This is a genomic window from Brevundimonas vesicularis, from assembly GCF_014204545.1.
In the GTDB taxonomy this organism is placed as follows: Bacteria; Pseudomonadota; Alphaproteobacteria; order Caulobacterales; family Caulobacteraceae; genus Brevundimonas; species Brevundimonas vesicularis_B.
This window is the reverse complement of sequence record NZ_JACHLJ010000001.1, coordinates 1,571,583-1,584,916: the sequence shown is the minus strand read 5'-3', so window position 1 is coordinate 1,584,916 and position 13,334 is coordinate 1,571,583. Positions and strand designations below refer to the sequence as shown.

At 68.6% G+C, this 13,334-nt stretch carries 11 protein-coding genes and 1 pseudogene; 6 read left to right on the top strand and 6 right to left on the bottom strand.

Annotated features, from left to right (window positions below; genetic code table 11):
- Positions 1–29: 29 nt before the first annotated feature.
- Positions 30–2,099 carry a TonB-dependent siderophore receptor gene (locus HNP47_RS07935; RefSeq protein WP_184279015.1) on the bottom strand — a complete coding sequence of 690 codons (2,070 nt, stop codon included), beginning with the start codon at positions 2,097–2,099 and terminating at the stop codon, positions 30–32.
- A gap of 145 nt (positions 2,100–2,244) precedes the next feature.
- Here HNP47_RS07935 and HNP47_RS07930 point away from each other — a divergent pair.
- Positions 2,245–3,132, top strand: a pseudogene (locus HNP47_RS07930) (TraB/GumN family protein); the annotation flags it as partial.
- Between the two features lie 68 nt (positions 3,133–3,200).
- Here HNP47_RS07930 and HNP47_RS07925 read toward each other — a convergent pair.
- The 5 genes from HNP47_RS07925 to HNP47_RS07905 are packed head-to-tail and all read right to left on the bottom strand — an operon-like array spanning position 3,201 to position 7,841.
- The gene (locus HNP47_RS07925; protein WP_184279014.1) at positions 3,201–3,488 is read right to left on the bottom strand and encodes a hypothetical protein; all 288 of its coding nucleotides are present in this window, start codon (positions 3,486–3,488) and stop codon (positions 3,201–3,203) included.
- 59 nt (positions 3,489–3,547) lie between these two features.
- Positions 3,548–4,978, bottom strand: a complete 1,431-nt coding sequence (gene tldD, locus HNP47_RS07920) for a metalloprotease TldD (RefSeq protein WP_184279013.1) — start codon at positions 4,976–4,978, stop codon at positions 3,548–3,550.
- A gap of 59 nt (positions 4,979–5,037) precedes the next feature.
- The gene (locus HNP47_RS07915; protein ID WP_184279012.1) at positions 5,038–6,102 is read right to left on the bottom strand and encodes a hypothetical protein; all 1,065 of its coding nucleotides are present in this window, start codon (positions 6,100–6,102) and stop codon (positions 5,038–5,040) included.
- 42 nt (positions 6,103–6,144) lie between these two features.
- Positions 6,145–6,912 carry an ABC transporter permease gene (locus HNP47_RS07910; RefSeq protein WP_184279011.1) on the bottom strand — a complete coding sequence of 256 codons (768 nt, stop codon included), beginning with the start codon at positions 6,910–6,912 and terminating at the stop codon, positions 6,145–6,147.
- On the bottom strand, positions 6,909–7,841 hold the full coding sequence (locus HNP47_RS07905; protein WP_184279010.1) for an ABC transporter ATP-binding protein: 933 nt from the start codon (positions 7,839–7,841) through the stop codon (positions 6,909–6,911). The genes HNP47_RS07910 and HNP47_RS07905 overlap by 4 nt, the downstream gene beginning before the upstream one ends.
- A gap of 165 nt (positions 7,842–8,006) precedes the next feature.
- Here HNP47_RS07905 and HNP47_RS07900 point away from each other — a divergent pair, with 165 nt between their 5' ends.
- The 5 genes from HNP47_RS07900 to HNP47_RS07880 all read left to right on the top strand — a co-directional run bounded on the left by HNP47_RS07900 (position 8,007) and on the right by HNP47_RS07880 (position 13,290).
- Positions 8,007–9,362, top strand: a complete 1,356-nt coding sequence (locus tag HNP47_RS07900) for a hypothetical protein (protein WP_184279009.1) — start codon at positions 8,007–8,009, stop codon at positions 9,360–9,362.
- Positions 9,363–9,406: 44 nt separating this feature from the next.
- Positions 9,407–10,225 carry a c-type cytochrome biogenesis protein CcmI gene (gene ccmI, locus HNP47_RS07895; RefSeq protein ID WP_184279008.1) on the top strand — a complete coding sequence of 273 codons (819 nt, stop codon included), beginning with the start codon at positions 9,407–9,409 and terminating at the stop codon, positions 10,223–10,225.
- Positions 10,226–10,295: 70 nt separating this feature from the next.
- Positions 10,296–10,802, top strand: a complete 507-nt coding sequence (gene ccmE, locus HNP47_RS07890) for a cytochrome c maturation protein CcmE (protein WP_184279007.1) — start codon at positions 10,296–10,298, stop codon at positions 10,800–10,802.
- Positions 10,799–12,787, top strand: coding sequence for a heme lyase CcmF/NrfE family subunit (locus HNP47_RS07885; RefSeq protein WP_184279006.1), 1,989 nt, complete (start codon positions 10,799–10,801; stop codon positions 12,785–12,787). The genes ccmE and HNP47_RS07885 overlap by 4 nt, the downstream gene beginning before the upstream one ends.
- Positions 12,784–13,290, top strand: a complete 507-nt coding sequence (locus HNP47_RS07880) for a cytochrome c-type biogenesis protein (protein WP_184279005.1) — start codon at positions 12,784–12,786, stop codon at positions 13,288–13,290. Before HNP47_RS07885 ends, HNP47_RS07880 begins: the two co-directional genes overlap by 4 nt.
- The last annotated feature ends 44 nt before the right edge of the window (positions 13,291–13,334 follow it).

Genomic DNA, 13,334 nt, shown 5'->3' with positions numbered 1-13,334 from the left:
CGGGGCTTTTTGCTGCGTCAAGCGCGACCTCAGAAGGTCTTGCGGACCCGCAACGAGACAAAGGTGCGCGGGTCGATGGAGCGCTCCTCGACGAAGGCCACGGTGCGCGGATCGCGTGTGGCGTAGACGGTGCGCTGCTGGGTGAAGTCGTCCCACAGGTTCAGCTGGGCGCGCAGCGACAGGGTCGGGCTGGGCTTGTATTCCACAAAGGCCTCCAGATAGTCCGCGCCGCGCCAGGCGAAGGTCTGGTCGGGGTCATACGTCGCCTGGCCCAGACGCGGCAGCCAGTTGATCCCCCACTGGGTCTTCCACGAGGTGATGTCCTGCTGGAAGCCGACATTGGCCTGGCTGGGCCGCACGCCCGAGATGCGGCGGTCCTCGCCTGTGGTCGGGTCGGTGACGCTGGTCTTGTTCCAGTCGTTTTGGAAGGTGAAGCGGGCGCCCGAAATCCCGACCTTGTCCAGCGACACGACCACGTTCAGCGACAGCTGATCCAGCGTTCCGTCGCCTATGTTGCCGGTCGCCGACAGGCCGCCAGGCAGGGGCAGGCGGTCGATCACATCGATGATGCGGTCGTGGCGATAGCCGATCGAGACCACGCCCTCGCCCCAAAACCGGCGCTCATAGGACAGCTCGGAAATCCAGCGCTGCTCCGGCTCCAGATCGACGTTGCCGCCGAACACCGTGCCGTCGCTCAGCTCAGCCGAGGCGGCGAAGTCGCCGAAGTCCAGCTGACCCAGTTCGCGCTCGAAACGAAAACGCAGCTGGTTGTTCGCCATCGGCGTCCAGGTCGCCAGCAGGCGCGGCTTGGCGAAGAAGAAGCTCTTTTCCTGGTCAGCATCGCCCGACTGGCTGATGGTGGAGGCCTCAAGGCGCACGCCGCCCTCCAGCGTCAGTTTCGGATTGATCCGCCAGGTCGCCTTGCTGAAGGCCTCGCCGCGCGTCTCCTCGACCTTGACCGAGGCGCTGGGCAGGGGAACGCCGACGCCGCCGATGGTGAAGGCCTGGTTCACGTCCAGCATATTGTAGGCGAGCTCGGCGCCGGCCTCGATCGTCAGGGCAGGCGAGCGTTCGTGACGCACCAGGGCGCGCAGGATGGATTCCGACGAGTCGCCGTTGGACTTGAACTGCTGCTCCGGCGCCGTCGTGCCGTTCAGCGTCTCGTTGCTGCCCGAGACGCTGTCGAAGCTTGAGAACTCGTGGATCAGACGCGTCTCCAGGGTCCAGCGCGGGTTCAGGGTACGGGTCCAGGTCAGGCCCAGCTCCCCGGAATCGCCGTCTTCGGCATAGTCGCTGCGGCGCAGAGAGGTGGGCGACGAAAGCTCGGTCCAGTTCTGATAGTCGTTCAGACCATAGCGGGCGGTGCCTTCCAGCTTTCCGCCGAACAGTGGGCCGGTGTAGTTGCCGCGAATGCTCTGGCCGCCGCCCCAGCCGTCATTCTCGAACCGCTCGTCGCGGATGACATCGCCAGCGGCGTTGCGACGGATCGACCGGCCGACGCCGTTGGAATCGCTGGACCCCATGCCGTCCGACAGGGTCACGCCCCAGCTGCGGTCGCCCTTGTTCTGAGTGAATTGATAGGAGCCGCCATAGATGTCATGGCCGCCTTCGAACAGCATGGCGTTCCAGGTCAGGATCGACTGGCGGCTGTCGGTCGTCTTCAGGATGACGTTCACGACGACGGAATAGCCCTGCATGTCGATGCCCGGCGCACCGCCCCGGATCAGTTCGATGCGCTCGACCTGATTGGCAAGGGTCCGGCCCAGGACGTTCGAACCCGAATCGTTCTTTGAGGCGGGACGGTTGTTGTTGATCAGCACATTGCCGACCGCCCCTTCGAAACCGCGCGCGCCCGATCCGTTGTCGATGGAAAAGCCGGGGACGCGGTTGACCATGTCCAGCGCCGTATTGGGGCGTTGGGCGGCGAAGAAGTCCGGCGTGAAGACCAGTACGCCGCGCTGGCTGGCGTCGGCCAGGGGCGCCTGGTTTGTCGGGCCGGTCGGCACGGGGGCCTCGGCGACTTGGGGCTTGTCGCCGGCGAATGCGGCGCCGGCGGTGAAAAGCAGGGCTGTGCTGGCCAGCAGCAGGGTCTTTGTCATTGGTCTTCCCCTCGGGTGTTGGCGAGAGGTGTGCCGATCCGTCGCGTTCATCTCCAGTTACAAGGCCGCAAGGTGGATTAAATCGACGACATCATTACAGCGATTTCATTACACCAGTGACAGTAATGAAGTTTACAGCGATGTAATGATCAGACGCTCATCTTCTCTATTGCTTTTACTTGCCGCGATGGCGCTGACGACCGCGCCTGCTGTCGCGCAGGATGCGCCATCGGACGCCGTCGAGGATATCGTCGTCACCGCCCGCCGGATCGAGGCGCCGATGTGGGAGGTGCGGCGCGGCGACAGCGTTCTGATCCTGGTCGGATCGATCGACGGTTTGCCCAGAAAGATGGAGTGGCGCACCGACGCTCTCATCTCGGCGGTCGATCGCGCGGACCGCGTTCTGTTTCCGGTCGAGGGGAGGGCCTCGCTGGCCGATGTCGGCCGGCTGATCTGGCGGTTTCGGACGCTGACCCGGTTGCCGAACGGGCGCACCAGCGCCGACTATCTGTCGCCGGACCTCGAGGCCCGGGTCGAAAGCCTCACAGGCGAAGGCCCCACCCGCGACAGCATGCTGATCCTGTCGGGCGATCTGATGGAACTGGGCGGTTACAGCAGTGGAGGGCGTCCGGTGTCCGGCTTGGTTCGTCAGGCGACGCGCGCCAATCGCACGCCTGCTGAACCCGTCGGCATCTTCAGGGGTGACGAGCTGATCGAAAAGGTTCTGACGACGCCGCCCGAATGCTATCTCGACTGCATCGACGCTGCGGCGACGGCGGCCGAGGCCGGGGTCGAGGCGGGCGCGCAGCGCGCGGAGAACTGGCGTCTGCGCCGGATCCCGGCGGTGTTGGACTCGCCCCTGGAAAAGGCGGCGACGGCATGTTCCTACTGGTCGGTGATGGCCCAGGCGGATGATCTGCGTCGGATATGGAATACGGCGGTGGACAAGGCGCTGGCCGAAACGGGGATCACCGTCGCTATCGCGCCCTTGCGGCTATTGGCCGAGCCGAACGGTGTGTTGGATCGGCTGGAGGCGGAGGGGCTGGAACCGATCGGTCCCGAATGGCGCCCTCCGTCCCCGCTCAATCGGCGCGCTAGAGCTTACTTGCGTTCCGGAACGGCATCGCGGGCGGCGTCGCCGATGTTCTCTGCGGCGTTGCCGACGCTCTCGGCCGCGCCGGCGACGGCGTTGGACTCGATCGCATCGTTGCGGTTCATGTTCATCAGGAAGTAGCCGATCACCAGAACGGCCAACAGGCCGACGATCAGAGCGACGATGGCGCCCATGCCGCTGCCGCGACGCTCGACGACCGTGGTGGGCGCCGCGCTGGTCTCAGTGATGCGTTCAACCCGGCCATCGGGATGTTGGACTTCGCGTTCAGTAGGCATGGTGTTTCCTCTCCAGTGTGGCGGGGAAACACGCTTCGTGACGATACGGTTCCGCTCGCTTAAACGGCGGTGCCGCCGACCGTCAGGCCGCCGATTTTGAGGCTGGGCTGGCCGATGCCGACGGGCACGCCCTGTCCGGCCTTGCCGCAGACGCCGACGCCCGGATCGAAGGCGAAGTCGTCGCCGACCATCTGGATCTTGGTCAGGGCCGTGGCCCCATCGCCGATCAGGGTCGCGCCGCGCACAGGAGCGGTGATTACCCCGTCCTCGATCAGATAGGCCTCATTGCACTGGAACACGAACTTGCCGTTGGTGATGTCCACCTGACCGCCCGAGAAGTTGGCGGCGTAGAGGCCGCGCTTCGTATTGGCGATCATGTCGGCCTTGGAGTCCTTGCCGCCCTCCATGAGGGTGTTGGTCATGCGCGGCATCGGCATGTGGGCGAAGGACTGGCGCCGGCCGTTGCCGGTGGCGGCTACGCCCAGCTGACGCGCCGACAGCCGGTCGTGCATCAACCCGACCATGATTCCGTCCTCGATCAGGACGGTGCGCGATGTAGGCGTGCCCTCGTCATCGACCGACAGCGATCCGCGCCGTCCGGCGATCGAGCCGTCATCGACCACGGTGACGCCGGGGGCGGCGACCCGCTGGCCCATCATGCCGTTGAAGACCGACGAGCCCTTTCTGTGGAAGTCGCCCTCGAAGCCGTGGCCGATGGCCTCGTGCAGCAGGACGCCGGGCCAGCCGGCGCCCAGAACCACGTCCATCTCGCCCGCCGGACAGTCGACGGCGTCCAGATTGACCAGGGCTTGACGCAGGGCCTCGTCCACCTGGGCCTTCCAGCGTTCGGGCGCGACCCAGGCCTCGAACCCGGCCCGGCCGCCGGCGCCGGACGAGGCGCTCTCGCGCTTGCCGTTCTGTTGGACGGTGACCGAGACGTTCAGCCGGACAAGGGGGCGAACATCGCGCACTGCCCGTTCGTCGGCGCGCAGGATCTCGATGGCGCGACGTTCGCCGATCAGGGAGGCTGACACCTGGACCACGCGCGGATCACGGGCGCGCGCCCAGGCGTCGATCTCGGCCAGCAAGGCGATCTTGTCGGAGAAGGCGGGCGAGGCGAGGGGATCGACCTCGCCATACAGTTTCTGATTGGTGGCGCGGGGCCCTTCCGCGACCCGGGCCTCATGCCCTTGTTTGGCCAGAGCGGCGCTGTCGGCGGCGCGACGCAGGGCGGCGGCGGAGATTTCGTTGGCGTGGGCATACCCGGCGGTCTCGCCCGCCACGACCCTAAGGCCGAAGCCCTCGGTGGCGTCATAGGCGGCGGACTTCAGCCGGCCATCGTCGAACACCAGGCTCTCGCTCTCGGACCGCTCCAGGAACAGTTCGCCGTCGTCGGCGCCGGCCAGGGCCGTTTTCAGGATCGACAGGGCTTCGTCGGTATCGACGCCGGCGGCGTCGAGGATGGGCGGCGGGGAGGCATGAACGGTCATGGCCTGTAGGTAGGGGCTGAAGGCCGTTTCGTCACCTGCCCGGCGCGCGAAACCGCCGATCAGTCCAGCGGCTGGGGCCGCGTCACAACCGGACCGTCGGGATCGCTGCTCGACGGGCGTGCAGCGGTCGGGGCGGGCGTCGGGGCCGTCGGCACGATCACCAGCGGTTCAGTCGCGACGGTCGGCGCCGGCGTCGGGGTGGTCGTCGTCGGCGCACGCGTCGTCGGTTGCGTTGTTGTTGCCGGCGTCTGGGTCTGGGGCTGAGCCGGGCTCTGCGTGCGGGGCGCGGCCGTCGTCGCGCGCGGCGGCGTCGTCGCAGGTGCGGAAGCGGCGGGAGCAGGCGGCGTCGCTGTGGTCGTAGCGGCTGGTGCGGGCTGTTCGGTCGCGACGACGGGTGCGGCGTCGGCAGAAATCGTATCGGCTGGCGGGGCGGTCAGAGGCGCATCGGCGGCCATGGCGGGCGTGGACGCCGGCGGGGTCGAGGCGGGACGCATCGCAAGCCACAGGAGGCCGCCTCCGGCGACCAGCAGGGCGACGACTCCGACTCCGACATAGAGCGGCAGGCGCGAGCTCTTGGCGGGCGCACCGGCGAAGCTGGGCGTGATCGGCGCAGCCGCAGGCGAAACAGCGGGTCTGGCCGCGACCGCTGGCGCGGCGGCGACGGGTTCGGCCGCGACCGGCTTCGGCGCAGGGGCGGGCGTCGTCTCGGGCGCGGGCAGGGGCCGCACGGTCAGATCGGGTTGAGCGGCCGGCGCCAGCTGCGGCCGGGACTGCGGCGGCGTCGGAGCCTGGGGTTGAGGCTGGGCCTGGGCCGGGCGCGCCGTCGGGATCAGCGAACCGCCCAAGATGCTTGCCCCCTGCGGACGGGGCGCGGGACGCGGCGCCGGATTGGCGGGCGTCGTCTGACCCTTGGCCGGCGCAACGCCGGAGGCCAGGCTCTGGGTGTGGATCGACGCCTGCTGCTGTTGCGGCGTGGGCTTGCGAGGCGGCGGATTAGGAATGCGGTCCAGCGGATTGGGCGCGACCGGCACCGGCCCGACGTGGAAGGTCGTCGCGGGCATGCGCCCCCAGGTCACCGGCTTGCGGGCGAAGGGCTGGGGCGGGGTCTTCTGGTCGTCGGACATGGTCTTCTCAATCGCTGGCGATCTGGCCCGTTTCGTGACGGATCAGTTCTTGAGCCGGTAGCCGGTCTTGAACATCCACATGACGATGCCCAGGCAGACGGCGAAGAAGGCCAGGGTGGCGGCGACGCTGACGCCGATGGCCACATCCCCCTGACCATAGAAGGCCCAGCGGAAGCCCGAGATCAGATAGACCACAGGGTTGAACAGGGTCACCGTGCGCCAGCCGTCCGGCAGCATGTCGATGGAATAGAAGGCGCCGCCCAGGAAGGTCAGGGGCGTCACGACCAGCATCGGGATCATCTGAAGCTGCTCGAACCCATTGGCCCAGACCCCGATGATGAAGCCGAACAGGCTGAAGGTCACCGAAATCAGGATCAACAAGGCCATCATCCAGACCGGATGCAGGATCTGCAGCGGCACGAAGAAGGCCGCCGTGGCCAGAATGATCAGGCCCAGCACCGCCGACTTGGTCGCCGCCGCGCCGACATAGGCCAGCACGATCTCCAGCGACGACACCGGCGCCGACAGGATTTCGTAGATCGTCCCCGTGAACTTGGGGAAATAGATGCCGAACGAGGCGTTGAAGATCGACTGTGTGAACAGGCTGAGCATGATCAGCCCCGGCACGATGAAGGCGCCGTAGGGCACGCCGTCCACCTGTTGCATCCGGCTGCCGATCGCGCCGCCGAAGACAACGAAATACAGGGCCGTGGTGATGACGGGCGTGACCACGCTCTGCCATAGGGTGCGCAGCGCCCGCGCCATCTCGAAGCGATAGATGGCCCAGACGCCATATCCGTTGAAGGTCATGCCGCTGCTCCGTTCTGGTGGACCAGGCTGACGAAGATGTCTTCCAGCGAGCTCTGGCGGGTGTTCAAGTCCTTGAAGCCGATGTTCAGCGCCTCAAGCCGGCGGATCAGCGACGGCACGCCCGTATCGTCAGCGTTGGCGTCGAAACTGTACTCCAGCTCTCCGCCCTCGTTCTTCAACGTCAGGTCCCAGTCGGACAGGTCGGCGGGCAGGGCGCCCAACGGCTCGATCAGGTTCAGCGTCAGGGTCTTCTTGCCCAGCTTCTTCATCAGGGCCGACTTCTCTTCGACCAGGATCAGCTCGCCCTTCAGGATCACGCCCACCCGGTCGGCCATCTCTTCGGCTTCTTCGATGTAATGGGTCGTCAGGATGATGGTCACGCCGCGCTCGCGCAGCTTCCTGACCATGGCCCACATGTCGCGGCGCAGCTCGACATCGACCCCGGCGGTGGGCTCGTCCAGGAACAGGATGTCCGGCTCGTGGCTCAGGGCCTTGGCGATCATCACCCGCCGCTTCATCCCGCCCGACAGGGTCATGATCTTGGAGTCGCGCTTGTCCCACAGCGAGAGGTCTTTCAGCACGCCTTCGATGAAGGCGGGGTTCGGCGCCTTGCCGAACAGGCCCCGGCTGAAGGTGACGGTGGCCAGCACGGTCTCGAAGGCGTCGGTGGTCAGCTCCTGTGGCACCAGGCCGATCTTGGTGCGGGCGGCGCGGAAATCGGACTGGATGTCATGGCCGTCGGCGACCACGGTCCCGGTCGTGGGCGTGACGATGCCGCAGACGATGGAGATCAGCGTGGTCTTGCCCGCGCCGTTCGGTCCCAGCAGGGCGAAAATCTCGCCCTTGTTGATCGTCAGGTCGATGCGCTTCAGCGCCTGATGCCCTGACTTGTAGGTCTTGGTCAGGCCGTCGATCTCGATTACGGGCATGGGCTTTCCTTTCCGGCGCGCGCGGCGGCGCGGGCCGGGTGTGGCGGCAATATGGCGTGCCTGACGCCTGACTCAAGTGGCGGCGCCGTCTCAATAGACGCCAAGTCGTTGTTAACCCGATTGTCGCACGGTGCCGGCCTGAGTTGAGTTTTGGCAGGAGCTTTCGTGCCGTCCCTGTCCGCCGCCCACCACGCCGCTCTGACGGCGATCGTCGAGGCCTGTCCCGACGCATCGCTGGGGATGCTGGGCGCGGCCGTGGCGGCGCTGAAGGGCGACAAGGCGGCCGAACTGGCGAACATCGTCGCCGCAGAGGCGCGCGATCGCGCCCGTCGCGGCACGGCCTTCGCCCCCCTGCTGCCGCTGTTTCAGCCGCGCGCCGACGGCGTGCCGGCCCTGGTCTTTCCGCCTCGGGTCCTGAACCGGGTCTGGCGCGAGGCGGTGCGGGGCGAGGAGGATTTCCTGCCCCTGCTTGACGGCGCCGTGGCCGTGGACGGCGAATGGACCCTGGCCGCCGATCGGCTGTGCGCAAAGGCGGCCGCCGTGCTGCGCGACCGGCCGCGCGACGTCTGGCCGGAGTTTCAGCGCCCCGCCGATGACCAGCCACCATCCACTCCGGTCGAACTGGCCGGTTGTTTCGACCTGACGCCTCTGGCCCGCAGCGCCTTGCCGCGCCTGCCCGTCTGGCTGGAACGCCCCGACGACAACCAGCTCGCGGGTTTGAGGCTGCTGATCCAGGACTGTCTGGCGATGTCGCCGGACGGCGGGCGGCGCATGATCGACATCCTGTTCGCCCATGTGGCGGACGCCGAGCGGATGCTGCGGGTCGTGACGCGGACCAGCCGCCTCGCAGACCGCGAAATCACCCTCAGCCACTCCGAGATGGGCGTCTTCGTCGAGCGGCTGCTGACCTCCGTCCAGGCGCGGGTGCAGAAGATCGCCGGCGTGGTCCGTTCGTCGCTGGGCGAGACCGCGATGCTGGGCGTGGTGGACGACGTCAACTGGTGCGCCGGCGTGCTGGCCGAGATGGACCTCAGCCTGCAGGTGCGGCCCGATTCCAGCTGGGGCAAGGCGGCGCGGATGGCGCGGGTCCAGGTGTCGGGCCAGCTTTCCGGCCTGATGAAGTCCGCCTCCAGCGCCGTCCACGCCGCCCTGCCGATGAAGCGTCAGGTCATCACCGGCCGGATGACGCGGATGTCGCCCTGGCTGGAGGCGCCGGCCGAGGGCGAACCGATCGAGGCGGCGGCGGCCCTGCTGGCGGCGGTGGCGGCCCTGCGCGGCGCGGCTGTCACCTTCGGCTGCGAAGCCGATCGCTCGGGACTGAAGGCCGACCTGACCGACTACCTCTCCACCTGGTCCGACGAGGCGCTGAACAGTCTGTCGGATGGCGAGGCCGAAAATCCCGACCATGTGCTGCGTCTGATCGGGGTCGTGGCGCGGTTCCTGACCGTGATCGAGGCGCTGGATGCGGCGCGCGCGGTCAGGCGACGCGCGGCCTCGGCGGAAATGGCGCGGCTGGGCTGAAACGACGCCTCGCCCGACGTTCGCGGATGGGTTAGACGGCGAGGATGATCGTCTTCTGGATAATGACGGGACTGGCGGCGGCTCTGGCCGCCCTGCTGGTGCTGACCGGCGCGCGGCGCGGCGCCGATCCGGCGGCTGGAGCCGAAACCCAGGCCGGCTCGCGCGAGATCGAGGAACTGGATCGGCTGAAGGCGCGCGGCCTGCTGGACGAGGCGGCCTATGTAGGCGCGCGCGCTGAGGCGGGGCGGCGGCTTCTCGCCGGTTCGGCGACCACGACCCCGGTGGCCGGCGCTCGCGATCGGTTCTGGGTGCTGGGCGGGATCGGCGTGACCGTCGCGGCCGCCCTGGGCCTCTATGTTTTCACCGGCTCGCCCGGCCTGCCGGATCAGGCCTATGAGCGACGCGTCGACGATTGGGCGGCCAATCTGGATCGGCTGGAGCCGGCGCAGTTGGCGGCGGTGACCGCGCGGGTCGTTCAGGAGCGGCCCAAGGATCGGCAGGCGCTAGCCATGCTGGGCGCGGCCCGCTTCGCCGCCGGCGATCCGCTGGGCGCCGCCTCCGCCTTTCGTCGCCTGATCGCCCTGGATCCCCGTGACGCCCAGGCCTGGGCGCGCCTGGGCGAAAGCCTGGTCGTCGCCAACGACAACCAGATCGGCGGCGATGCCGAGGCCGCCTTCCGCGAGGCCTTGAAGCTGGACCCAGATCAGCTCGGCGCGCGCTTCTTCCTGGGCGAGGCCGCGTTGCGGCGCGGCGACGCCGTTGAGGCTCGCACCCTGTGGACGCCGCTGATCGCCGCGCTCGACCCGGCCGATCCGCGCCGTCTGGATCTGGAACGCCGACTGCCGAGGGGCGGCGCGCAATGACGCGTTGGTCCTGCGCGACGACGGCGGTATATGCCGCCGGTCCGTCCCTGGAATCCGGAATGTCCGTCGCATGAGCTGGCTGCCCAAATCGCCGAAGGCGCGTCGCCGCCTGTGGGTCGTCGCCGCCGTGGCGCCGATCCTGGCGCTGGCGGTCGGCCTGTCGCTGTGGGCGATGCAGGACAGCGTGACCTTCTTCTATTCGCCGTCCGAGGCCACCGCCGACAAGGCGCCGGAGGGCCGCAACATCCGCCTGGGCGGTCTGGTCGAGGCCGGCAGCGTGCAAAAGACCGGCGACGGCGTGGTCGCCTTCGTCGTCACCGACAACGCCGCCACGACCCGCGTCGTCTATCACGGCGACCTGCCCGATCTGTTCCGCGAAGGGCAGGGGATCGTGGCGCAAGGGGCCTTCGGCGCCGACCGCACCTTCCACGCCAGCCAGGTCCTGGCCAAGCACGACGAGAACTATATGCCGCGCGAGGTCGCCGACCGTCTGAAGGAAAAGGGCGAGTGGCGGCCGGACGGTCCCGAAACGCGCTCAACTAGGCCGCAGGCCGATAGCGCGCCGACGCGCTTATGATCGCCGAGCTTGGGGCCTTCGCCCTGGCGCTGGCGCTGGCGCTGTCGATCCTGCAGACCGGGCTTTCGGCGGCCGGGCGCGCGCGGCGCAGCCCGGTCTTGGCCGGGGCCGCCCAGGGCGCGGCTTTGGCGGCGGCGGCGGCGGTCGCGCTCAGTTTCGCAGCTCTGATCTACGCCTTTGTGGTGTCCGACTTCTCGGTCTCCAACGTGGCGGCCAACAGCCACACCGACAAGCCGATGCTCTACAAGGTCGCTGGCGCCTGGGGCAGCCATGAGGGGTCGCTTCTGCTGTGGTGTCTGGTGCTGACCGTCTTCGGCGGGGCGCTGGCGCGGGCGCGCGGCCTGCCGTTCGGGCTGAAGGCCTCGGCCGTGGCGGTGCAGGGCGCGCTGGGCTCGCTGTTCCTGGCCTTCGCCGTCTTCACCTCCAGCCCCTTCACCCGTCTGGACCCCGCGCCGTTCCAGGGCGCGTCGCTGAACCCGCTATTGCAGGACCCGGCCCTGGCCGTGCATCCGCCGCTGCTCTACGCCGGCTACGTCGGGTTCTCGGTCTGCTTCTCCTTGGCGGTCGCAGCGCTGATCGAGGGACGGGCGCAGACCGCTTTCTGGCCCGCCTGGGGGCGCTGGGTTCGACCCTGGGCGCTGGCCAGCTGGGCCTTCCTGACCGTCGGCATCACCCTGGGCTCCTTCTGGGCCTATTACGAGCTGGGCTGGGGCGGTTGGTGGTTCTGGGATCCTGTCGAGAACGCCTCCTTCATGCCGTGGCTGGCGGGCGCGGCCCTGTTGCACAGCGCGGTCGTGACCGAGCGGCGCGGCGCGCTGGCGGGCTGGACCGTGTTTCTGGCCCTGCTGGCCTTCACCTTCTCGATGCTGGGCGCCTTTTTGGTGCGCTCGGGCGTGCTGACATCCGTCCACGCCTTCGCCGTCGATCCCCAGCGCGGACTGATGCTGCTGGCCATTCTCGGCGTCACGGCCGGTGCCGCCTTCGCCCTGTTCGCCTGGCGCGCGCCGCAGCTGAAGGGCGGGGGCCTGTTCGCGCCGGTCAGCCGCGAGGGCGCGTTGGTCCTGAACAATCTGTTTCTGACGGCGGCGGCCGCGACCGTATTGCTAGGCACCCTCTATCCGCTGATTTTGGAGGCGGCGTCCGGCGCGACCATCTCGGTCGGCCCGCCCTATTTCGCCGCCACCTTCACCCCGCTGATGATGGTCGCCTTCCTGATTTTGCCGGCCGGGCCGCTGCTGGCCTGGAAGCGCGGCGACCTGCCCGGCGCGATGCAGCGCCTGGCCGTCGCGGCGGGTCTGGCGATCGTCGGCGCCCTGGCGGCCTACGCCTTGTGGGAGCCCAGGAAGGCCTTCGCCGCAGCCGGGATCGGCCTGGGTCTGTGGCTGATCCTGGGATCGCTGTCGGAAGTCGCCGAACGCGCCCGCCTGTTCCGCGCCTCGATGGCCGAGACGGTGCGCCGACTGAAGGGGCTGCCCATGGGCGCCTGGGGTATGACCCTGGCGCATTTGGGGCTGGGCGTCTTCATCCTGGGGGCGGTGGTCGAGACGGGCTTCAAGGCCGAGGCCGCCCGCGCCGTCTCGCTGGGCCAGAGCGTTGCCGCCGGCCCCTGGACTGTGACCCTGGACGACGTGCGCGTCGTCGAAGGACCGAACTATCTGGCCGAGCAGGGCCGCCTGACCGTGCGCGCCACGAACGATCAAGGCCGCGCCAGCGCCGTGACAGCCGAGCGCCGCTTCTTCCCCGCAGGCGGTCAGACCACCACCGAGGTCGGGCTCGATTTCCGAGGTCTGGACGACGTCTATGTCGTGATCGGCGAACGCGCTGGCAGTCCCGAACAGCCGGCCTGGGTCGTGCGTCTATATTGGAACCCCTGGGCGCGACTGATCTTCCTGGGGCCGATGATCATGGCCTTCGGCGGGGTGCTGTCGCTGCTGGATCGCCGTCTCAGGCTCGGGATCGCCGCGCGCCGGCGCAAGACCGCATGAGGCGCCTGGCGATCCTGCTGGCCGCGCCGATCCTGGCGCTGATGCTGACGGCGGCCGAACCACCCGCCGCGCCCGACCGTCCGTTGGCCGATGCGACCCAGGAGGCCCGCGCCCAGGCCCTGTTCAAGGACGTCCGCTGCGTCGTTTGCCAGCACGAGGCCATCGCCGACAGCCCGGCTGGCGTCGCTGGCGACATGCGCCGCCTGATCCGCGAGGAGATCGCGGCCGGCGCGTCGGATCAGGCCGTGCGCGACGATCTGGTGCGGCGCTTCGGCGACTATGTGCTGTTCACCCCGCCGGTTCGGGCGGGGACCTGGCTGTTGTGGTTCGGCCCGTTTGTCCTGGTTTTGCTGGCCGTCGCCGTTCTGGCTCTGCGCGCACGCCGTCGTCCGGTCGAGGCCGTCCCCCTGACGCCCGAAGAAGAACGCCGGCTGGACGAAGTTCTACGAAATGAGAAGCTTCGCCGCGATCCTGACGCAACCTCGCCTCACGACGGGCGCTAGTCGAGATCAACGATCGGCGGTCGGGATTGGCGCAAAGCTGGTTC

Coding starts and splice junctions, on each gene's coding strand:
- HNP47_RS07935 (WP_184279015.1), bottom strand. CDS start 2,099: ATGACAAAGACCCTGCTGCTGGCCAGCACAGCCCTGCTTTTCACCGCC.
- HNP47_RS07925 (WP_184279014.1), bottom strand. CDS start 3,488: ATGCCTACTGAACGCGAAGTCCAACATCCCGATGGCCGGGTTGAACGC.
- tldD (WP_184279013.1), bottom strand. CDS start 4,978: ATGACCGTTCATGCCTCCCCGCCGCCCATCCTCGACGCCGCCGGCGTC.
- HNP47_RS07915 (WP_184279012.1), bottom strand. CDS start 6,102: ATGTCCGACGACCAGAAGACCCCGCCCCAGCCCTTCGCCCGCAAGCCG.
- HNP47_RS07910 (WP_184279011.1), bottom strand. CDS start 6,912: ATGACCTTCAACGGATATGGCGTCTGGGCCATCTATCGCTTCGAGATG.
- HNP47_RS07905 (WP_184279010.1), bottom strand. CDS start 7,841: ATGCCCGTAATCGAGATCGACGGCCTGACCAAGACCTACAAGTCAGGG.
- ccmI (WP_184279008.1), top strand. CDS start 9,407: ATGATCGTCTTCTGGATAATGACGGGACTGGCGGCGGCTCTGGCCGCC.
- ccmE (WP_184279007.1), top strand. CDS start 10,296: ATGAGCTGGCTGCCCAAATCGCCGAAGGCGCGTCGCCGCCTGTGGGTC.
- HNP47_RS07885 (WP_184279006.1), top strand. CDS start 10,799: ATGATCGCCGAGCTTGGGGCCTTCGCCCTGGCGCTGGCGCTGGCGCTG.
- HNP47_RS07880 (WP_184279005.1), top strand. CDS start 12,784: ATGAGGCGCCTGGCGATCCTGCTGGCCGCGCCGATCCTGGCGCTGATG.